This is a genomic window from Arthrobacter sp. P2b, assembly GCF_900168295.1.
Lineage (GTDB): Bacteria > Actinomycetota > Actinomycetes > Actinomycetales > Micrococcaceae > Arthrobacter.
Genome location: NZ_FVZL01000020.1, coordinates 45,905 through 67,796, shown reverse-complemented (window position 1 = coordinate 67,796; position 21,892 = coordinate 45,905). Strand labels below are relative to the sequence as shown.

Below are 21,892 nucleotides of genomic sequence, written 5' to 3'. Positions count from 1 at the left end.
CTGTCCGGAAGACGCGCCAACGGCCGTTGTCATGCTTCGCCCGCGACGACGGCCGATGGCCTTCTGCCCGGCCGGCGTACACACCGGCTCACCGACTCATCCGCCTCTTAGCGCCATCACTGCTGCTTTTTGAACCGGCACCTGTCTTGTATTGGGAAGCTTCTCGAAACGCCATTGGAGGCATTCCCTTCCACTTTTTAAAGGCGATGGTGAAACTGGCTGGATCTGTGTATCCCAGCGTGCGGGATATCCGCGCTACAGAGTGATTGGTGTTCGAGAGCAGGTCCTCGGCGAGGTCGCCCAAGGTCTTGTCCCTGAGCTGAGCGAAATCGTCACCTGTGAGTTCGAGTTTGCGTTGCAGAGTGCGCGGCGAGACCCGCAACACCGCGGCAACGTTCGCCAGCTTACGGTTCAATTCGGGCGCGGCCCTGATGGTCCTGACAACAGTGTCAGGCCAGTCGCCAGTTGCCCGCAGGGTTTCGAGGATCTCACCGTCAGCTTTCATCCATGCTTCATGCTGGAAGGCGTCCCCGAAGGGTAGCTCCTGATTCGATGTCTCCGGATCCCACCACAGACGGAGGGCCTCGGAGCCGCAGTGAACGCTGCACGTTATGAACGCCTGGATTTCAGGGGAAACTTCCGCGAGAGGGAAATCCACGCGAGTAAAGGGGAAAGGCCCGCCATGGAGCCAGGTGAAAGTTCGGGCGATGACGCATAGTTCGCGGTAGACACTGAACGGGATCAGCTCTTCCGGTGCACCAGGGTACGTGAATTCGATCCCGGTAACAGTGCCATCCGGTGCCCGAAGAGCTGCAATTTCCATTAAGCCGGGTGAGATGTCTGACGAGACGCCAGCTTCTACCCACGCCGAGATGGTGGGCGCGGTGGTCAGGGCAAGCCCTCGAATTCCAAAAGAGCCCATGGTGTAGGCCCGCGCGGCCCGCAACCAGAGGTCGATACGATTTTTCGTCAATGCAACGAATTGCAGCTGAAAGGCCAGTTCTTTTCTTGCCGGGATAGTACCTCCCGGTCGGTCCACTGCGCCCGGGTCAAGTTCGGCGTTTGCAAGTGCAGTGCGCCAATCCAGGTCCGCCTCCTCCAACAGTCCACGCAACGCGTGAACACTAAAGTTCGGCACGCGAAGGTTCTGATAGGAGCTTAGTTTCACAGCTATTTCCTTTCGCCACCCACAAAATAGGCAGTCAAGCATTCGGGCGGGAGACTTGCGTTTCCGCGCACGGCGGCGTTGGCCAGAACCGTCATTGGTTGGCAGGGCATTCCCCGGCTGGAACTGACTTGGGCCCCGCATACTCAAACACAATCTGGGGTATGCGATTAGTCTCGCATCTCGCGCTGGCGTTGGGCAACAGGGAATGACATCTTTTCATATGGAGTTGACGCACATTCCCATGTCTCCTGTCCCCCGGACACCCGTAACGTTGGTTCTTGTCAAGGGCCGGGCATAGGGGCCAAACACTGAAATCAAGGGAGATACGGTGCCATCCCGCCTGCAAGCCGGCATTGGGTGCAACGGTGTGCAACCTAACCCCTGAGGACCGTCGTGCGAAATCGAACGAGCCGACTTTCCCAGGGCGCCTTCCCTTTCGCCCGCACCCGATCCCAGAGAGGTGCTTTCGCACCTAGAAGTAACGATCTTGGAGAAAACTAATGACTGAAACGGAATCGAGCGTCGTGCCGAGCCGTGATTTTGTAGCGGATTACACTGTCCAGCGGGACGATTCGCCGATGATTGGTGGTGAAAACGCGTTCAAAGTCGCGGTCTTCGGCGCCAACGTGACCACGGGTCAGGGCGGTCTGAACTTCGCGGAAGAGGGACTTCAGCTCAATAACTGGAGCGAGGTCGAGCAGCTCGCCATCAAGGCTGACCGCTATGGAGTGGACGGATTCGTGCCGATCGCGCGGTGGATGGGCCTTTCCGGCCCCGACCGTCCCTGGGGCCGTCAGTTCGAGACCTTCACGTGGGCCGCGGGACTCGCGGCCGTCACGCAGAACATCCAGATCTTCGCGACGTGCCTCATCCCGTTCATCCACCCGATCATGGCGGCCAAGATGATGGCGACGGTCGATCACATCAGCAACGGCCGCATGGGCCTGAACGCGACGGCCGGATACTTCCGCCCCGAGTACGCGATGTTCGGCGTAGAGGTTCCCGAGCACGACACCCGTTACGAGCTGGCCGAAGAATGGATGACGCTCGTCGAGCGGCTCTGGGCGAGCGACGAGGTCGAGTTCGACTTCGACGGCGACTTCTTCCACCTCACGGGCGCTCAGTCCTACCCGAAGCCCGTGCAGACCCCCGGGCCGATGGTGATGAGCGCGGGCGCGAGCCCCGCGGGTCAGGCATTCGCGTTCAAGCACGCCAACATCCTGTTCGCGTCGGTCGCGACCGTCGAGCAGAGCGCGGCCGTGACGCCGAAGCTGCGAGCGAACGCCAACGCTGCCGGCCGTGAGGACTTGGGCCTGTGGTCCGCGGCACACATCATCTGCAAGGACACCGAGAAGGAAGCCAAAGAGTACGTCGAGTACATCAACGAGAAGGGCGACTACGAAAGCGCCCTTCGGTACCGGAATATCAACCTGGCCGGTGGCGGGAAGAGCTTCGACTGGGACTCGCTGAAGTCCTCGGACGACCCGAAGCAGGACGAGACCATCAAGACCTGGTTCCGCGCGGGCATGCTCCCGCTCGTTGGCACCCCCGAAATGATCGTCGACGGGATGCTCAAGCTGCAGGAGTCCGGCATCACCGGTATCTGCACCGGACTCGTTGACTACAACGAGGGCCTGGACCGCATGAACGAACAGATCTTCCCCCTCATGCGCGACGCCGGCCTCCGCGCCTAGCCTTCCCACCGTTCATGAAGCACATCAATCATGCACATTGTTCCGCCAGCCTGCGGTTCCCGCGGCACCGAAGCCGCACATTGAAATCAATAACAGAAACCCTGCGCCGCGTCGTCGGCGCCCGTTAGAAGGGGGTCCAAATGGGCCGCTTAAGCAATAAAGTCGCCATCATCACAGGCGCGGCAGTCGGCATGGGAGCCGAACACGCTCGCCTATTCATCGAGGAGGGTGCAAAAGTCATCATTACGGACGTGAACGAGAAGGACGGAAAGACCCTTGCCGAGGAACTCGGTGACAACGCCTTCTTCGTATCTCACGACGTTTCAGACGAAGACTCGTGGGAGGCTGTCGTGGCGGCATCTGTCGAAAAGTTCGGCCCGGTGAATGTGCTCGTCAATAACGCAGGACTTTCCGGTCCATACGCCTTCACCGCAGACCTCGACCCTGCAACCTACAACAAGGTCGTCGCGGTCGATCAAACCGGGGTGTTCCTGGGTATGCGTGCCGTGCTGCCCGGGATGGTCGCTGCAGGTGGCGGCTCGATCGTCAACATCTCGTCTGCAGCGGCTATGGCCCACCTGTCGGGGACGCCCAATGTGGCTTACACGGGCGCCAAGGCGGCTGTCAGGGGCATGACCAAGGCCACCGCAATCGAATACGGGCCACACAATGTCCGCGTTAACTCCGTGCATCCGGGCGCGATCCTCACACCGATGGCGAAGAACCTTAATGACGCGGAGACACTTGATGCGATCGCTCAGTCGCTTCCGATCCGCCGGTTCGCCGATCCCCGCGAGGTCTCCCAGGTGGTGCTTTTCCTCGCATCGGATGAGGCTTCTTACATGACTGGTAGCGAGTTGGTCGTCGACGGTGGACGTCTGGCCGAGTAAGAACCGTATTTCTGCCTTTTGCGCGTATGCCTCCGCTCTTCTCTGACCAAGAGAAGAGCGGAGCGCACGTGCAATGTCGCAGCAGCGTGTGCCCAAGGATGGGCACGTTACAAAGAAACGAAGATGGACGCGATGAGTGCATCCCCGGTCGTCAGGTTTTGCCCAACCGCTGCCTACGACATACCGCCAGAGCGGATCGTCATAGCTGCCGTGCTCCAATGGCGTGGCAGGATTGCTTTGTTTAGAAGGAGCCGCAGTCTTCGCCACGATAGTGGCCTGTGGCATTGCATCACCGGGTTTGTAGAAGCCGGGGCAACGCCCGAACAGCAAACCATGGAAGAACTATTTGAAGAAACCGGCCTGCAGGCGAAAGACCTTCTGGATCTCCGCCAAGGACCGGACCTCGTAGTCGACGACGCTAGGGGAACTTCATGGCTCGTCCACACTTTCACCGCTACCACCTCACGCCGCCGGTTGAAAACCAACTGGGAACACGACTCCTACCGCTGGACCGCGCCGCATAAAACGAAGCGCTTCAGTAACCGGGTTGCCTGGCTGGACAATGTGCTCGAGGCGACCGGGCATTGTCTGCCAAACGTTTCGGCACCAGAGTGACGGGTGGCTCGATAAAGCCGCGCCACTGGATCAAGGAAGAGACCATTGATGCTAACGACAAGTGTCACTCCCGCTGGCGGAGTAAGTCCATTCGGGAAGGGCGGGAACATCGGAAGTAAAGACAGCGGCCCGGTCCAGCTCACGGGGTTGGTTGAGCACGGCGATGCTCGCGGCCGTGAGCTTGGATATCCAACGGCCAACGTCCCAGTGCAGGACGGGAAGATCCGGGACGGCGTTTGGGTTGGAACTGTCTGCGTTGACCCTGAAGGGCTGGGCCCGTCATTTGCTGCCGCGGTCTCAGTGGGGCAGCGACCGACCTATTACCGCAAGGGTAGCCGACTAATGGAGGCCCACCTTTTAGACTTCAGCGGTGACTTGTACGGCCGTTCGGTACTGGTGACGTTGCACTGTTATATCCGTCCCCAGCGAAAATTCCGAGGGACCGAAGAACTGGTGGACCAGATCCGCCGGGACGTGGCATGTGTGCGTTCCTGGGAACAGTCGGTGCAGTACTACGCGACATCCGGTGTGAGGTAATTGGTCATGCTCTCCGACCGGCGCGCCACTGCGTCAACTTCTCTGCTCTCGATCGACTACGAGACAACCGGCAACGACTCTGGCCCCGCCGTCGTCCTGTTGCACGGTTTTCCGTACGACGTGCGGGCATATGACGAAGTCGCGGAGATCGTCGGTGGGGCGGGCGCACGCGTTATCGCGCCATATCTCCGCGGTTTTGGGCGAACGCACTTTCTCGACGAGAACACTCTGCGATCGGGACAGCAAGCCGCGCTCGGGCAGGATCTCATCGACCTGCTCGACGCCCTGGACATTAAGCGGGCGGTGGTCGCGGGGTATGACTGGGGTGGCCGTGCGGCATGCATCGCTGCCGCACTCTTCCCCGAACGCGTAGATGGTCTGGTCACGGGTCAGGGATACAACATCCAGGACATCGCGCACTCGGATTCTCCGTCGCAGCCCGAGTGGGAGAAGACGTATTGGTACCAGTACTATTTCCACTCGCCCCGTGGCCGGCGTGGCCTGGAGGAGAACCGCGAAGCACTATGCGAACTGCTCTGGCGTGACTGGTCACCCACCTGGCCCGACGCTGCGAAGGCATTCCCCGCCTCAGCTGCGTCCTTGCACAATCCCGACTTCGTCGACGTTGTCATCCACTCGTACCGCCATCGATACGGTCTCGTAGCCGGCGACCCGCGCTACGACGAATTGGAACGACGTCTCGCGGCGAACCCCAGAATCGGTGTTCCCACCGTCGTCTTGGAAGGCGGGGCGGCTGGTGTCGCGAGCGCCAGCGCTGCCGAGCACCGCGACTTCTTCACCGGGCAGTACGAACACCGCCTGCTACCAAACATCGGACACAACCTGCCGCAGGAAGATGCAGAGACATTCGCTCACGCTGTGCTCTCCCTCCTCCCTTAGCTCGGAGTCGAGCCGAAGATTCCTAATGCCTCGGTTGATCACGGACGCCCAGCCGGACACTGATGGTGACTGGCGGTAGCAGACATGTTGTGTAGCCCGTGTAGAAGTACAGCAGGTCAGGAGGTAGGCCAAGTCGTCGTGCTCGACGATGCGATCCCTGATAAGACAATTGACGCCAACCTGCGCTAGCGCATACCGTCGTCATATGACAACGACGTTCGCTATTCGGAGAAAGATGGAGGCGCTGTGATCCAATTGAAAAATGGCCGCCGAACGGCATTGGTGACCAATGTGACGACCTACGTGGGCCCTCCTGCCGTGCAGGCTCTTCTCGACCGCGACGTGACAGTCCTATGCCAGGACGAATCCTTCTCCGACCGCGAGGCCGCGGCGGCTTTCGAGCGAGCACACCCTGGCTGCGAGGTTACTAGTTCAACGGAGCCGGACGAGCTCGTCCAAGAGATGCTGTCCCGATACGGCCAGATTGACGTGCTGATCAGCAACGATGTGCCCCGAGGGCTGACATCGACTGAGTCGTCGGGCGACCCGCTGCACGATTTACAGCCTTTCGTTGACTCGTTGCTGTTGGCTCCCGCGAAATTGGTCTCGGCGACGCTGGAAAGCATGAAGCGGGAACGTTTCGGCAGCATCGTTTTGGTAACCTCCGGTGCGCCCCTTCGCAACCCCGTGCAGTCTACCGCTGCCGGCTCCACCTTGGCAGTCGGTTATTCCGTCGCACGGGCCGCCACAAACGCATTAGTGCGCGCACTCGCGGCGGACGTGGCCGAATTCAATATTCAAGTCAACGCGATTGCGCCGTTCTACGTTTTCAGCCCTGTTTTTTGGCCATCCGAGCTCGGCGAGAAGGATCCCGAGTACATGGACGAGATCAAACGGATGGTACCGATGGGCAGATTCGGTAGTCCGAGCGAGGTCGGTGCTCTAATAGGCGCCGTGACGTCCGGAGAGATGCAGTTCGTGTCCGGCCAAGTGATAGCGTTCTCCGGCGCCGGCTGTTGACACAATCGACTCGCTTTTGATCAGCAGACGCCATCAGAGGTCAGCTCATTACGCGCCAATTCAAAAATCCGTCATCGCTCTCCCCGTTTACGATTACCGGCCTGCTCGCCGGCGCGGCGCGAGTCATGCTAGCCGATGTGTGCTGATCGCTCTGGAGATTCTTGCGATAATCGGGGCCGCTTTGTACAGGACATCAAAATGCACCTCACCTCATAAAGGAGTCCACCATGCAGAACACAGACATCGATCCGCGTAAGTTTCGCGACATCCTAGGTCACTCTCCGACGAGCGTTGCCGCCGTCACTGCAATCGACGATACGGGTAAACCGATCGGAATGGTTGTCGGAACCTTCACGTCTGTCTCCCTGGACCCGCCCCTAATCGGGTTCCTCCCAGACCGCGGTTCTTCGACGTTCCCCTTGATCCGCGAGGCCGATTCGTTCTGCATCAACATCCTGTCCGCAGCTCAGGAGAGCGTGTGTCGACAAATGAGCGCCAGAAAAGGCGACCGCTTCAAAGGCATTGACTGGCATCCCTCACCGTCGGGTGCTCCCGTTATCGACGGGTCCGTGGCGTGGATTGACTGTGTTCCCGAGACAATCTTTGAGGCCGGGGATCACTTCATCTTCATCGGGCGCGTGACCGATATGGCGGTCGTGAATCCGACATTTCCCCTGGTCTTCTTCCAAGGAGGGTATGGCGCCTTCGCTTCCAGATCGATGGTCATCGGTGCGCGGGAAGGTCTCGCCGAACAGATTCGACTGGCAGACATTGCGCGCAAAGAGATGGAGGAGCTCGCAAATGCGGTCGGGGCAGTATGCCGCCTCATTGCGGTAGAAGGAGATCGGCAAATCGTCGTGGCCTCAGCTGGCGGCGAAGATAGCGCTCCTACCAGTCTGGTGGGAGTATCCATGCCCTTGGTTCCGCCGCTCTTCGGACAGCTCTTCAACGCCTGGGAATCCCCCGAGACGGTCGACTCCTGGCTGAAATCGTCTCCTGTACCAGTCGACGGTGAGAGGCGCGAAGGGCTGCTCGCTCAACTAGAGACCATACGGCGCGAAGGCTGGATGGTCGGTTGGGCCAATAATCACACCAGCGAAGCGGCTGCCGCGCTCGATGCGATGGCTGTGCATGGCCAGACACCGCGCCTGGAGCGAGAGATTGTAGAAATCAGTGCCAAAATCGGTGGCGTAGAATACCCCAACCCACTGGCCGACGACACTGCGGCAGCGAACGTCAAGTACATGTTTGCTCCAATTTTCGATTCCGCCCAGCACGCGCAGGCTGGCATCATGCTGGTGAACCTGCCCGAACAGCCAACCCTTGAATACATCAAAGCAGCCAAAGAGCGACTGCTTGCATCGGCGTCTTCGATCACGCGTCGGTCCGGAGGGGTACCACCCGCGGGCTACCCGGATACACTCGGCGCGAACGCAGACCTTGATGCTGCTGCCAACTGAAGGGCTCCGTCTTTCGACCCTTTCGTGAAGTCGGCGACGGGAGCGGAATCTGCGACCAGCCTGCCGAGCGTCGCCGACGCACCCGGACGAGCGATGCGCCCGGCCGCTCCTTGATTATCTAATCCGTAGCGCCTGGTGAGCATGCTGAATGGTCAGAGGAAGCCAGGACCGGACCTGGGTCGATCCCACTGACTCTGGCGCAATAGCGGGGTCTGTCACCGGTCTCGCTTTGCGGATGGTCGTCGCTGATGGGAGGGCAAGCTCCGGCGCCGGTCCTCTTTGGCGCGGAAGGTGCGCGCGAGTGCCAGCGCGTCAGCTACGGAAGCAGAGTTGATTCGGCGTGCCCGCGACATCCGACTCCTGGTCCGGCCGCGCTACGCGCAGAACACCACCGACATCATTGTTGGCTATTCCGTCGCGGAGCGTCCCAAAGCTGGACTAAGTGATGAGTGGATTGACTACCCGCACTTAGCTACCGCGAGATCAGGAGTGGGGACATTGTCCACACTCCTTTTGCGCGTTTTCTTGCCTGGCTGGTCCCTACTTTGCGTAGGCGGGCGGATCGTCATATCGCGGGGCTAACGGGAAGAGGCCCGGGGCCGTGTGGCCTGCAGAACGAGCTGGGCAGCGAGGCGGAGCCGGTGATTCTTGCGTAGGCCAGGACCGTTTCACCGACAGCCTCGGTATGTTCGAGAAGTAGGAGCAGGTGTGCAGAGGTGATCTGGCCTAGTTCCCCGACCCGTTTGCCGTCGAGTCACTCGGCGAGGGGCCCGCAGGCCCCGGCGTGCTCGCCGGAACTCGCGGGCTCCTCTCATTCATCTTGCCGGTTGCAGGGATCCAGACTCAGAACCAGCGCCAGCCGATGCTAGTGCTCCATTCCCCTACCTGTGCCTGGGCTACTCCTTAACCTCGTTGAGCTTGGTCTCGACCTCATTCAGCATCGGATTTGACGGGTACCGATGTCGGAGGCGGGCCGAGTGGCTCACCTCCGGCGGGACCGTAGCTGAGCCAGGGGATGTTGTCCAACGTTTGGCTAACGCCTGGCTTGGTCCAGTCACAGACCCCGGAGGGGAACGTCGCCTTTAGCTGACCCCACTGCTCGTCGGTGAACGTGACGTTGTACTCGCTGCGCTCGAGGGGTTTCAGCTGACACTTGAGAACGTCAGACGTCTCGGGCATCCCGGCCGCCAGGAGCGGATCGCTATCAAGCGCATAGTCAGCGCACATCTCGTCGTCGATGCGTTGACCGGCAGCGAAGCAACCGTCGGCCGCCGAGGCCGGCCGGTTGTCGATAATCTTCTCTGCAAGCGATCGATCCGAGCGGTCGACCTCGACTGCTGTCAGCCACTCGTCCATCACCTGGAATGAAACTGCATTGAGCTGCTGGTGGTTCCCCGCCGTCTCCCCTCTCCACAGTTCAGAAGGGATCCGCGGTCCGAGCCATTCCGCTCTGTTGGCATCGGTTCCATTCGCCTGGATCAGCCGCTCACGCATGGTCGCTGAAGCCCTGTTGGTGTGAACATCCGGTCCCCTTACGTCATGGCGGTAGTCGATGATCGCAACGTTGGCCAACTGCTTTCCCTCGACCAACTGACCAGTGCGATACATTGCCGCCACCGCCGCCGGGTCGCCCATGGTACGTTCGGCCTGCCAGTTGCTGTCGATGTCCCAGCCACCGACCTTTTTGTTGAGATCGACGAACTGCGCCGGTGTGATCGCACCCTGTTCGAGCGCCTGCAACCCGTATTGCAGCCCGACCCTGTCGAGGAAGCGGTTCGCGAACCCCTTCCCGATCTCAGCCTCGATTGGGCCCCAGTCGCTAGCGGGCCGTGATCCGAAGACGTTGACCATGTAGTCCTGAACGCTGCAACGCACACCTGTCGGGTTCGTCTCCGGGTTGTAGACCTCATCCGCCGAGACGCATGGAGGGGGTAGAGTCAACGCCCCTCCCTGTGTCGGCTCCCAGAGCCGCGTAGGGCGGTCTGGACCAGCACAGTGCGCGGTCCCTGACTCACCGGGGTGTCCGACACCGAAGCCATACACCAGATCCTTCTGACCCACGTCGGGCCACAGCTCCGGAGAGGTGTTGTTAAAGTAGTTGTTGAGCAATGGGCAGTCGATGGCGTTGGTATTCATAGACGCCCATACATCAGGGAAGCTCGCCGGCATGGTGAGGCCGTCGAGCAGGCCCGGGTACTGGTTGGCGATCCCGTTCTGCGCTTGGGAGCCCCCGGAGGCGCCGAATCCAATCGTGTACCGGATGGGGCCGTAGTTCTCGACGATGTGCTCTTTGACCATCATCAGCGTCTCGGCCATCACGACTGTGTTTGTGTTATTGGCGCGGTTGGTCAACGTCGACGCCGCGACCGCGAACCCCCGCGACAGCGCGTGGTCGACGAGAACGTGGTCGGGGCGAGCGTTCCTCTCCGGCGCGGCGAAATTCGCGCACGTCCGCTGCGTGCCCTGAGTATGCCCGGTACCCTGCCCGCAGCCGGCGACGAAGTACAGCTTCCCGTTCCAGCCCTCCTGAGATTCCCAAGGCTTCGCGGGATCGAAGAGCGTCGCGACGTCATAGATACCGCGGTTGGCCGTACCCGTTTCCACGCGCACGATGTACGGCAAGGTCTTGCCTTCGTCGGTGGTGATTCTCTGGATCTGCTCGGCGGGAGGCGGATTCTGGGGATCATAGGGCGTGAGTGAGGGTCCATCCCGAAGTCCAGGGCCTTCGTCCACGATGCTTGGGGGGTCCACATCCATGTAGAAGAACTCGTATCGCGCGGGGGCATTGCACTGCGCGTCAGTCGCTGCACCCAAGCCGATCTCTTCGGTCGTGCACGCCCATGGCTGGATCTGTGGGCCGGAGAACACCGGCCCCCCGATCGGGTGGTTGGTGACGGTCAATTGGGCCGCAGGACGACCAAGGCCTTTGCCGTTCGCCTTCGCAACGACCTTGTTCTCGCCGAGCTCCAGTCCGTCAACCAGTCCCAGCAAAGCCAGATCGTGCTGCGGATCAGGGCCGAAGGCGTCGGTGACATCACGGCCGTTGACGGTAACGGTGACCTGGTGGGGCGGAACATTGGGGGGCACGTTGACCCTCATTAGAACGTCGCCGCCAGTGACAAGATCAGCTCGCGTCGACACGGCTGAGAGTTCGAAGCCCGCTTCCGGAGCTTCTCCCTTAACCGGCGGCGCCGCTTCGGCAGCAGATCCTGTCGCGAACAACGTGGCTGCCAACGCGGCTGCCGCAACCGCGGCGGTTATGGCGTGACATCGGCGCCGACGATGGGGATGGTCTTGAACCCAATGCATGCTGGCTTCTCCTTCTAGGTTTGCGACCGGGACGAACTGAACCTCTCTCAGACGCGAATCCACAGTGATTTCACAAGCTGAAAGGGGCGGCATATCGCCAAGCTTGATCGTAATATGAACGTTCGAACCATATTATGAAACTCAGTGTGTGGCAACGGAATTTAGGGCATCCGTACGAAGCAAGGTGTATCTCGGCGTTTACGTCTCACTGAGATAGCCCTACGCCCGGAGGCGCTAGCTTGACTCGTTGTTTCCGCAGGTTAAAGCCGTGCAAGTAGTCTCAGCTATAAAAAATGCTGGGGGAGCAAAAGATGAAACCGATCGCCGTTGACGGCGGTACGGGCACGTAGAGCTCGATGACGAGGGGGTTCTCCACCTTATGTGGAAGCGGGGGAACCTGTTCCGGAGGCCGCAGATGTCCATGCGGCGATGGCAAAGGTCAATGATGATGCCGACAGTGGCGAGTAACCGCTGTTGATCGACATATCGAACACCCAGGCGGTGACTCGCGCGGCCAAGTCCGTTTCCAGCGTCAAGTGCGCCGCTTCACGAATCGCCCTGCTGGGCTCAACCCCGGTCAATCGCGTCAATACCAACTTTGCCGTGGCACGGCGGAAGCTCCCGTCCCCTACACGGTTTTCACCTCGGGCAATGAGGCTATGTCCTGGCTTCTCCAGGCGCGACTTCCCTGACTCTGACCGAGGCATCGGAACAATAAACGCGAAAAAGATTCCGAGCAGGATCCAACTGGGGGGATACGCCGCTGTCAACAGTTTGGGCGGCTTTGTACACACCAAACAGAGAAAAACCTCTGACCTGCGGAAATACTGTGCCCGAGGTGGGACTCGAACTGTCTTCCGGGCCTTGAAGGCACTGGGAACCCGCGGAAACATGCGGAATTGGAAGCAGTCCGAGGACTGTGTTACCCGATCCGAGGCCAAGACTGTGGACAATGTCTACACCCCATTTCCGCCCGTCGAAGCCTTCAACCTACAACCGCATCCCGAAACGAAGGGATTTGGTTTTTCTTTGTCCGGCGCGGCACCCGACCTTTGCATGGCACAGTGGAACCTATGGATACACCTGAGACCCCCGCCCGGACCGCCCTGGTCGTAGGCGCCAGTGGCATCACCGGCTCTGCAATCGTCGAGCAACTGACCTCCCAGGACTGGGACGTAGTGGCGCTGTCGCGCAACCCCCTGCCCGGCAGCACGGCGCGGCACATAAGCGCAGACTTGCGCTCGGCCGAAAGCCTTGAAACGGCGCTTGCCCAAGAGCGGCCCACGCACGTGTTTTTCACCGCGTGGTCCCGCCAGGCCACCGAAAAGGAGAACATCGAGGTCAACGCCGGGATGGTCCGGAACCTCCTGGGCGCCCTGACCCATGCCCCGGTGGAGCACGTGGCGCTGATGACCGGACTCAAGCACTACCTCGGTCCCTTCGAGGCCTACGGACAAGGCGAAATGCCGGACACCCCCTTCCTGGAGGAGGAGCCCCGCCTTCCTGTGGAGAACTTCTACTACGCCCAGGAGGATGAGCTCTGGGCCGCTGCTGAGCGTCAGGGGTTCGGCTGGTCGGTGCACCGGGCGCATACCGTGATCGGCCACGCGGTGGGCAACGCCATGAACATGGCGCTCACCCTCGCCGCCCAAGCCGCGATCTGCCGGGAAACCGGACGTCCCTTTGTGTTCCCTGGCTCCGAGACGCAGTGGAACAGCTTGACCGACATGACTGACGCCACGCTGCTCGCCGAGCACATGATCTGGGCCGCCACCACGGAGAATGCCCGCGACGAAGCCTACAACGTAGTCAACGGGGACGTCTTCCGGTGGCGCCGAATGTGGCCAGCCCTGGCTGACTACTTCGGGCTCGACTGGGAGGGTTACCAAGAGGCGCCGCGTCCCCTGGAGGAGCAAATGCGCGGCGCCGAGGACAGCTGGGCCCGGATTGTGGCCCAGCACGGGCTGGCCGAGCCGATCCTCGCGCGTGTGGCCTCCTGGTGGCACACGGACGCGGACCTGGGCCGCCCCATTGAAGTAGTTGCCGATATGAGCAAGAGTCGGTTAGCCGGCTTTAGCGGCTACCGCCGCACTCAGGACTGCTTCACCCGCCTGTTCGACCGCTACCGGGCCGAACGCATCGTTCCGTAAACGGATCGACCGGCTGGTCACCGCAGCACCGTTGGAGCCCGGCTTGCTATGCATGAGGTGGCAAGCTTGTCGGCGGCCTTGGAATGAGTGCTAAGGCGGGCAAACGCTGCTAGGACCGGGGCGCGCACCCCTGGCATGAAAGGGTCTCTTTCTACCCTCTTCGCTCTCGAACTCAGTGCCTCCTCGTTCTGAAAACACTCGGCGCGGGTGCGCGTTCAGAGTTTTGACGAACATCGTCGGCGTGGGACCTGGCTTGTACGGTCCCCGGTGGGCGGTGCGTCGTAAGGTTCGGACACACCCAAAGCTGACATTGTCGCGGGACGGCCCCTGGACCGGGATCTAACACGTCGGATTGGGCCAAAACGGCAGCGGAACTGCATGGCCAATCGGTCAGGATACGGGGCCGAAGCACCGCCAGTAACAGTTGTCTGTCACAGCATTCAGGACTCCAGGGGCGGACCCACTTCTGTACGTCATGGTGCCGCTCTCCCCCACAATCCTTAAGCACCCAAAGCCAGCCTGCCTCGCTGATCGGCACTCCGGTCTTTGTGCCTCTGCGCCGCGACATGCCGATCGTCAAGCGATATTCCTCTAGGCGCTCCCACGTCACCGGGCAACCGCATAAAGCAGACGTAAGTGTTGACACTGTCCACACCCCCTTCGGCAGGACAAATCGAGCGCATACGGCACCGGCGGCGGTTAAAAGGAGCCCTTCAAGAGGCTGCCGTACCAACGTTGGCGACGTCATGTTGTACCCGCAACCCCGGACCATGAATAGGTGTTGGACAACTACTACCAACCCGACAGAACCGGATCGAGGAACCGCATATCCCAACTAACAGCAGGCGGGAAGGCCCACCAGCCAGGGTCCTGACCCCGCCACCCCACACACCTGAATAGGCTCCGCGGCAGCCAGGCCACAGCCCGCAAACCTAGCGTCAGAGGAAAAACCCCTCTGACGAGGGGATATGCTGTGCCCGAGGTGGGACTCGAACTACATGCGGGTCATTGCAAAGGCTGGGAAAGCGAGAAAACATACGGAGACGGGGCTGTCCGCAGCTCTACCACCCCCGTCCGCGGCAAAAGGTGTTGACATTGTCAACACCTACAATTTGCCCAATTCTTCCTCCATTCATCTCACCACTGTCTCCCGAAACCGTGACCCTGACTCCGGTTCAAGTGGTGACAAAAACAAAGAGCCATCATCGCGCCTTTCGTAGTATCCAGCACGACGACGTGGTGAAGAATGTGAAGGCGATCAGTGCCCTGGGGAGATATGAAGCCAAGGTCTCGCCCTGGTCATGGCATCCATTTCGGGTGTGGAAGTTTATATCGGAGGATTCCTGGTGTGACCTTACTTCTGCGGTGAGGATGGCTTGGTTTTCATGTTTCAAGACAGGACCGCGTACACATCCAGGAGATCTATCCTGTCGTGATCCGCACCGGAAGGGACTCGAACCCGCGCAGCACATTGTGCAGGATGGGCACCGGCGTGCCGTCCGGTTCGATGGTGGATACGCGCTGAAGCAGCTGCTGGAGCACTATTTCCATTTCGAGCCGCGCGATGGGCTGGCCCACACACTGGTGCAGGCCCATGCCGAAAGCCACATGGCCGGAGGCGTTGCGGTCCAGGTCGAACTCGTCGGCGTTGTCTCCCCACTTTCGCGGATCCCGGTTGGCAGCGCCCAGGAAAACCAGCACCTTTGCACCGGCTGGCAGATGCACGCCGCCCAGGACGGTGTCCACGGCAACGGTGCGGTGGAACTTCTGGAACGGGGACTCCAGACGGAGCGCCTCGTCTACGGCAAACTTTGCCATTTTGGGATTCTCCCGCAGCCGGGCCCAGGCTTCCGGGTATCGCGCTAACACCGAAATGGTGTTGCCGATGCCGAAAATTGTGGTGTCCACGCCCGCGGACAGCAGTGCCCGGACCAGCAGCGTCGCCTGCTGTTCTGTGATGAAGCCGTCCTCCACACGCTTCCAAATTTGGGCGCCGAAACCGGTGTCGTCCAGGTTTTCGCGCTGGCAGTTGCGCATCACCGCGGCGGCGTGCTCGTCGCCCTGCGCGAAGGCCTGCTTGAAGATGTAGTTTTCCGGGCCAAAGGCGTTGAACACCATGTTGCCGTAAGGCAGCAAGTGTTCACGGCCGACGTCGGGAATCCCCACCGCGTCCGGGAAGACACGCAACGGGTACTTTTCGGCGAGGTCGGTGATGGCGTCGAACCGCTCGCGGCCCGCAAGCTGCTCGGTCAACTCCTCGGCAGGCGGTGTAAACGGCTCGCGGAGGGCCCGCACGGTGCCGGGGTTGATGACGCCTGTCAGAGCCCGGCGCATCACGGTGTGGATGGGCGGGTCCGATTCGAGGATACTGGGCGGCCGCCAGCCCGAGTCCTTCCGGATGTCACGCGGCCCAAGACCGCCGGAGGAGATGTACGTTTCGAAATCGGTGAGGACCTCGTAGACCTCCTGGTACCCGGCTACCGCGTAGCTTCCCGTGCTCTCCAGGTAAGAGACGGCCCCTGCATCTCGGAGCAGGCCGAGGAAGGGATAGGGGTCGAGGAGGTTTGCGGTTTCAAAGGGGTCCTCGCCAAGGACATTTGCTTCGTGGGTTGAAACGGTCATCTGGGACACTCCTGGTGGTGAAACTTGAAGGGGGCGGGCCGGCCAACGGCCGGATTAACGCGGGCTGGAAGCCGGCTTAACTGACTGCGGTTCAGAGATCCAGGACCAGTCGCGGACAACCGGCAGCGGCACGGGAAACACAAACCAGCATGATCTCGCCGGCTTCGCGGTCCTCCTCAGACAGGACTGCGTCGCGGTGCTCGGGCTCGCCGGAGATGATCTGTGTTTCGCAGGTGCCGCACAAACCGTGGCGGCAGGAGGACAGGACGCGCACTCCCACCTCTTCCACCGCTTCGAGGATGGTCTTGTCGTTCGTTACCGACACGGTGCTTCCGGTCCTCGCCAGCTCCACCTCGAAGGGTGCGTTGGCGGCGGCGGCACCCAGGGTGGAGGCGACGAACCGTTCGGTGTGCAGGGCGCCGGGCGGCCAGCCCATGCACCGCTCTTCCACGGCACCGAGCAGCCCACCGGGACCGCAGGCATACACCAGCATGTGGGCCCGGGGCATAGCCAGGACCTGGTCCAAGTCCAACCGGCCCACCTCGTCCTCGGCGACGACGCGGATACGGTCCACGCCGTAGCGGTCCTCCAATTGCTGGGCGAAGGCCATGGTCTTGCGGCTCCGGCCGCCGTAAACCAGCGTCCATTCCTTGCCGGCAGCGTCGGCTGCTTCGAGCATGGGAATGATTGGGGTGATGCCAATACCTCCGGCAAGGAAAAGGTAGCGGCGGGACTCGCGCAGGGGAAAGTTATTGCGGGGCGCCGAGATGGCCAGCGGTGTTCCCGGCAACAGCGCGTGCACGGCCTTTGACCCGCCACGGGAATCGGGCACATGCAGCACCCCGATCCGAAGGTGGTCCAGCTCTTCCGGTGAGGAACACAGCGAATACTGTCGCACCAGGCCGTCGCCCACGTGTACGTCAATATGCGCGCCGGGCTGCCAGGCCTCGAACGGCAGGCCGTCGGCCCGCCGCAACACCAAGGAGACCACCTGGTCCGCCACAATGTCCGCCCGGCCGACGACGACGTCGATGGTGGCTCCTGCAGATGCAGTCATTAGGTCTTCACTTCCTTTGGAAAGGCCCGCCTGGACGACGGTCCCCTGGCCGGGCATCCCGGCCATAATTACGGCTTACTTGAGGTTAGGTGTTCCACAACACAACCGCGGCGCCGCTTTCCGTCCAACGGAAAGACTGGCAGAAAGGAACGGGAACCGGACGGCCTATTGCGGCAGATGCTCCACGCCCAGCCTCCGGGCAATGCCTCGGGCCGCAATGTTGAGCACAGGAACCACGCTGCCAACCGAAGCTGGACGGCTCCGGGTGACAATGCCCAGCGCCGCCACCAGCTGTTTGTTGGGCAGGAACACCGGGACGGCCAGGCCGTAGTTGTCCGGGCCCGCCTCCTCCTCGGTAGTGGCATAGCCGAGGGCCTGCACCCGCTCGATTTCGGTAGCGAGCGTGGCGGGGCTGGTGATGGTGCGAGAGGTGTGTGGCTCGAGCCGCTGTGAAACGGCGGTAAACAATTCCTTGGCCCCGTAGGCCAGCATGATTTTTCCCGCGGCACTTGCGTGGAGCGGCAGGCGTGCGCCAACACGCCGGAACGGCTGGCCCGCTCCCGTACCGGACATGCGTTCCACCAGCAGGACCTCCTGCCCGTCCAGGATGAACAGGTTCACCACATTGTGCGTCACGAAGAGGACGTCCTGCATGAAGGGGGCGGCCACCTCGGCGATGTTTTGCTGCGCAGGGGCCAGCAGGCCAAGGCGCCAGATCCGCTGCCCCACACGGTACCCGTCATTGGCCTTCTCCAGTCCTCCCCACACCACCAGTTCGCCGGCCAGCCGGTGCGCGGTGGTCACGGGAAGGCCCGCACGGCGGGCCATGGCACTGAGGCTTTGCACGGAGTGCTCAGCGTCGAAGGTCCCGAGCAGGGCCAGTGCGCGGGACGTGACACTCGCCGCCTGCTGAGCGGACGCACCGCCGTCGGCAGCTTGGGAGGGTTTGGATCCGGGTATTGAAGCGGGACGGCGGGCGGTCCGGCCGCTGGGGGCAGCGTTAGCCATGGATCACCCTTCTGAGCGCTGGAAGCAGAAGCGCATCATTGACGCCGTGCCTACCGTCATTTTAGGCCAGGCGCCGGACCTTCCATGCATATGCAAGGAGGGTCCGGCGTCGTTGGTCCTCAGTTGGTGGCAGTGGCGAGGGTTGAACCGCGGTAAGCGCCCAGGCCGCCGTCCACGCGGATGTCCGAGCCGTTCACCCACCCCGACTCGGGACGAAGCAGGAAGTCGATAACGGAGGCGACGTCTTCCGGCTCGCCGAAGCGGCCCAGCAGGGCACCTGCACCCTCCACCTTGTCCCGCCCATGGTCCTTCTTGAAGTCTTCAAGGATGGGCGTGGCTACTGGCCCGGGGCTCACGCTGTTGACCCGGATGCGCTGCGGCAGCAGTTCGGCCGCCAGGTGTTCCGTCAGGAAGCGGACGCACTGCTTGGAGAAAAGGTAGGACTCCTCCGTGATGTCCCCGTCACCGGCAACCAAATCCAGCGCATGTGCCTGATCCGTGGCCAGGGCGAACGCGGCACACTTGGCTTTCACCTCGCGCCACTGGACGGCAACACTGGAAGCGAGGTTCACGACGGCGGTTCCCTCACCGAGGAGCGGGGCAAGTGCCCGGACCAGCCCGCGGACGCCGAAGACGTTGACGGACAGCACTGTGCGCCAGGGCGACGTGCCGGGTACTCCTGCGATGTTGGCCAGCCCGGCGATGCCATGCGGAGCGGCGGCGGAGACTGCGGCTGCTGCGGCGTCGACGCCCGCCTGGCTGGAAAGGTCAGCCTGCACGTAGGTGCCGCTGAAGCCGGTGGGCATGTTGCGGTCGATGCCGATCAGCGGCACCCCGCGGGCGGTCAGCATCTGCGCCGTTCGGGCGCCGATGCCGGAGGAAACCCCCGTAAGGACGATGGGCAGCTGTTCTTGGGACATGGGGACTCCTCGTTAGTGCGTGACGTGCTTCACTCCATAGTGGCAAGCGGGATCGATCCCTCGCCCCTGCCTTTCCGTTGGATGGAAAGGTCGCGTCGGATTGTGGCGGGTGCCATAAGACTTGGATAAGAATCCATCCCCGCCGAAAGGACAGCCATGACGGCAGACCACTACCAGGTCCTGGACCCGGCCACGCTTGAGCTCGTAGGGCACGCCCCAGAAAACACCGGGGAAGAGGTTGAGCAGGCCGTTGCGGCTGCCCGCCTGGCTGCACCGCGCTGGGGAGCCGACCGCGAGGCGCGCCGCACCGCCCTGCGTGCCGGAGCCGCCTTGATCCGCCGTGACCTGGATTCCCTGGCCACCCTGCTTTCCCGTGAGCAGGGCAAGCCCAAGACGGATGCTGCGGGTGAGTTCACCGTGGCGGCAGGACTTTTTGAGTACTATGCGGACCTGGGATGGGACGAAACCGAGTCCCTCGCCCCACGGGCCGACAGGACCCTTGAGGTCCAGTACCGGCCGGTGGGCATCGTTGGCACCATCACGCCGTGGAACTTTCCCATCTCCCTGCTCTGCGTGAAGCTTGCCCCTGCGCTGGTTGCCGGCTGCACAGTGATCGCGAAGCCCTCCCCGTCCACGCCCCTGTCCACCATGGCATTGGTCAACCTGCTCAATGAGGTCCTGCCCGCTGGGGTGCTACAGGTGCGTACCAGTTCACGGCGGACGGTGAATGTTGCCTTGAGCACCTCTTCCGGCATCCGCAAGATCTCTTTCACCGGCTCCACGGAAGTGGGCATTTCCATGGCCCAGCAGGCAGCCCCTACAGTCAAGCGCGTCACCATGGAGCTCGGCGGAAACGATCCTGCCATCGTGCTCGATGACGCCGACGCAGCCGTTACCGCCCGCGGAATTGTGAGCAGTGCCTTCCGCAACGCCGGACAGGTGTGCATGGCGGTCAAACGCGTGTATGTTCCCCGCAGCCGCAGCCGGGAACTGGCCGAGGCCATCGCCGCTGAGGCTTCCCGCCACGTGCTGGGCCACGGCCTTGCGGACGGGACGACCATGGGGCCTATGCACAACGAGGCTCAGCTCAAACTCGTCCACGGCCTCCTTGACTCCGCCGTGGGTGCCGGAGCCCGCATCATTACCGGCGGCAGCCCCGGCTGCGACCTGCCCGGCTACTTCCTCTCCCCGACAGTAGTGATCGACGCCGAGCCGGGCATGGAGCTGGTGGAACAGGAACAGTTCGGGGCGGCCCTGCCGATCGTCTCCTATGAAAATCTCGAAGAGACCATCGCTGAGCTGAACGCCGGACAGTTCGGCCTCGGCGCCTCCGTCTGGAGCCCGGACCAGGAACGTGCGTACGCTACCGCATCACAGATCGAAGCCGGAACAGTCTGGGTCAACCAGCACACCCTGGTGGAACCGGACGCCCCCTTCGGAGGGTGGAAGGCGTCCGGCGTCGGCCGCGAACGCGGCCGATGGGGCCTGGAGGAATACCTGGAAACACGCGTCATCAATGCCCGCCCCCACTCCTGATCCCGCGCCAACCCTGCAGAAGGACTTCTTGTGAGCGTCGAACTGATTACCCTTGGCACGGCCGCCGGCCCAGCCATCCGCGGACCGGAAAACGGCATCTCCAGCGCACTGGTAGTGGGCGACGCCTTCTACATGGTGGATTTTGGCATGGGCTGCTCGCGGGCAGCTCACGAGGCCGGGCTGCGCGGCAAGGATTTGGTGGCGGGTTTTGTCACCCACCTGCACTCGGACCATGTGGTGGAGCTACCTGGCTTTCTGCTGTGGAACTGGGGCAACCCGGTAGAGGGCTTCACCGGCCCTGTTTCGATTGTGGGCCCGGGCAAGGACGCCACCCGCACCGGTGGTGCCGGGCTCTCCGGCACCGGTGAGCTGGTATCCCATTCCCTTCAGGCCTTCTCCTACGACATCGACATCCGCGTCCACGATGAAGCCCGTCCGAACCTGGCGTCCCTTGTGCGCACCGTGGACCTCAACACCCCCGCATATGGAAGCCCGGCCGCGGCCCGCCCCTTTGACGTCTACGAGGATGACAGGGTCAAGGTCACCGGCATCCTCGTTGAACACCCGCCGGTGCGCCCCGCACTGGCATTCCGCTTCGACACCGACGCAGGCTCTGTGGTGTTCTCCGGTGACACCGCTGAATGTGGGGCGACGGCTGTACTCGCCAGCGGTGCAGAGGTCCTGGTGCACGAGGCAGTAAACCTGGACTTCTACGCAGACAAGGGTTTCGCGCCGGAATTCCTCAACCACCAGCGGATCGCACATACGCCGCCAGAGGGAGCAGGCCGCGTTGCCGCCGCAGCCGGAGTGGGCCGCCTGGTCCTCTCCCACCTGGCCGGCCGCGCCGAGCCAGAATGGTGGCGCAGCCGGGCCGCCTCAACTTTCGACGGCCCTGTGGACGTCGCCGTCAGCGGCCAGCGTTTCCGCATCGACACACCGGTGCTGGCACCGGCCTAAGGAACCTGAGAAGAAGGATTTTCGCCCTCCACCCTGCAGCAAGGACAAC

16 protein-coding genes and 1 pseudogene are annotated in these 21,892 nt (G+C 62.1%); 11 read left to right on the top strand and 6 right to left on the bottom strand.

The genetic code is table 11. From position 1 onward, the window contains the following. Positions 1-88: 88 nt before the first annotated feature. Positions 89-1,168 carry an AraC family transcriptional regulator gene (locus tag B5520_RS19900; RefSeq protein WP_176156931.1) on the bottom strand — a complete coding sequence of 360 codons (1,080 nt, stop codon included), beginning with the start codon at positions 1,166-1,168 and terminating at the stop codon, positions 89-91. A gap of 500 nt (positions 1,169-1,668) precedes the next feature. Here B5520_RS19900 and B5520_RS19895 point away from each other — a divergent pair, with 500 nt between their 5' ends. The 8 genes and pseudogenes from B5520_RS19895 to B5520_RS23110 all read left to right on the top strand — a co-directional run. Then, positions 1,669-2,862, top strand: a complete 1,194-nt coding sequence (locus B5520_RS19895) for an LLM class flavin-dependent oxidoreductase (protein ID WP_079598803.1) — start codon at positions 1,669-1,671, stop codon at positions 2,860-2,862. Positions 2,863-3,002: 140 nt separating this feature from the next. Beyond that, complete coding sequence (locus tag B5520_RS19890) at positions 3,003-3,752, top strand: SDR family NAD(P)-dependent oxidoreductase (RefSeq protein ID WP_079598802.1); 750 nt, start codon at positions 3,003-3,005, stop codon at positions 3,750-3,752. A 123-nt stretch (positions 3,753-3,875) separates the two neighbouring features. Beyond that, entirely contained in the window at positions 3,876-4,367 is a 492-nt protein-coding gene (locus tag B5520_RS19885; protein WP_079598801.1) for an NUDIX domain-containing protein, read from the top strand. A 48-nt stretch (positions 4,368-4,415) separates the two neighbouring features. Next, positions 4,416-4,904: a riboflavin kinase gene (locus tag B5520_RS23295; RefSeq protein WP_079598800.1), complete on the top strand. Its 489-nt coding sequence runs from the start codon at positions 4,416-4,418 to the stop codon at positions 4,902-4,904. Between the two features lie 6 nt (positions 4,905-4,910). Next, entirely contained in the window at positions 4,911-5,804 is an 894-nt protein-coding gene (locus tag B5520_RS19875; protein WP_079598799.1) for an alpha/beta fold hydrolase, read from the top strand. Between the two features lie 246 nt (positions 5,805-6,050). After that, positions 6,051-6,824 (top strand): SDR family oxidoreductase, encoded by a 774-nt coding sequence (locus B5520_RS19870; protein WP_176156930.1) that lies wholly within the window; start codon positions 6,051-6,053, stop codon positions 6,822-6,824. A 227-nt stretch (positions 6,825-7,051) separates the two neighbouring features. Continuing rightward, positions 7,052-8,284: a flavin reductase gene (locus B5520_RS19865; RefSeq protein ID WP_079598797.1), complete on the top strand. Its 1,233-nt coding sequence runs from the start codon at positions 7,052-7,054 to the stop codon at positions 8,282-8,284. Between the two features lie 270 nt (positions 8,285-8,554). Next, positions 8,555-8,716 (top strand): annotated as a pseudogene (locus tag B5520_RS23110) (relaxase); the annotation flags it as partial. A 498-nt stretch (positions 8,717-9,214) separates the two neighbouring features. Here the strand turns inward: B5520_RS23110 and B5520_RS19855 are convergent. After that, on the bottom strand, positions 9,215-11,686 hold the full coding sequence (locus B5520_RS19855) for a DUF6351 family protein (protein WP_139386282.1): 2,472 nt from the start codon (positions 11,684-11,686) through the stop codon (positions 9,215-9,217). 980 nt (positions 11,687-12,666) lie between these two features. On the opposite strand from B5520_RS19855, the gene B5520_RS19845 reads away from it, so the two are divergent. Beyond that, positions 12,667-13,743, top strand: coding sequence for an SDR family oxidoreductase (locus tag B5520_RS19845; RefSeq protein WP_079598794.1), 1,077 nt, complete (start codon positions 12,667-12,669; stop codon positions 13,741-13,743). 1,422 nt (positions 13,744-15,165) lie between these two features. On the opposite strand, the gene B5520_RS19840 is transcribed toward B5520_RS19845, so the two are convergent. From B5520_RS19840 to B5520_RS19825, 4 genes are all read right to left on the bottom strand, one after another. Next, positions 15,166-16,365 carry a cytochrome P450 gene (locus B5520_RS19840; RefSeq protein WP_079598793.1) on the bottom strand — a complete coding sequence of 400 codons (1,200 nt, stop codon included), beginning with the start codon at positions 16,363-16,365 and terminating at the stop codon, positions 15,166-15,168. 91 nt (positions 16,366-16,456) lie between these two features. After that, positions 16,457-17,422 (bottom strand): PDR/VanB family oxidoreductase, encoded by a 966-nt coding sequence (locus B5520_RS19835; protein ID WP_079598792.1) that lies wholly within the window; start codon positions 17,420-17,422, stop codon positions 16,457-16,459. A 165-nt stretch (positions 17,423-17,587) separates the two neighbouring features. Continuing rightward, entirely contained in the window at positions 17,588-18,430 is an 843-nt protein-coding gene (locus B5520_RS19830) for an IclR family transcriptional regulator (protein ID WP_079598791.1), read from the bottom strand. A 119-nt stretch (positions 18,431-18,549) separates the two neighbouring features. Beyond that, positions 18,550-19,350 carry an SDR family oxidoreductase gene (locus tag B5520_RS19825; protein WP_079598790.1) on the bottom strand — a complete coding sequence of 267 codons (801 nt, stop codon included), beginning with the start codon at positions 19,348-19,350 and terminating at the stop codon, positions 18,550-18,552. Between the two features lie 156 nt (positions 19,351-19,506). Here B5520_RS19825 and B5520_RS19820 point away from each other — a divergent pair, with 156 nt between their 5' ends. Together B5520_RS19820 and B5520_RS19815 are read left to right on the top strand one after the other, a co-directional pair. Then, on the top strand, positions 19,507-20,886 hold the full coding sequence (locus tag B5520_RS19820) for an aldehyde dehydrogenase family protein (protein ID WP_079598789.1): 1,380 nt from the start codon (positions 19,507-19,509) through the stop codon (positions 20,884-20,886). A gap of 30 nt (positions 20,887-20,916) precedes the next feature. Beyond that, positions 20,917-21,843 carry an MBL fold metallo-hydrolase gene (locus B5520_RS19815; RefSeq protein WP_079598788.1) on the top strand — a complete coding sequence of 309 codons (927 nt, stop codon included), beginning with the start codon at positions 20,917-20,919 and terminating at the stop codon, positions 21,841-21,843. Positions 21,844-21,892 lie beyond the last annotated feature (49 nt).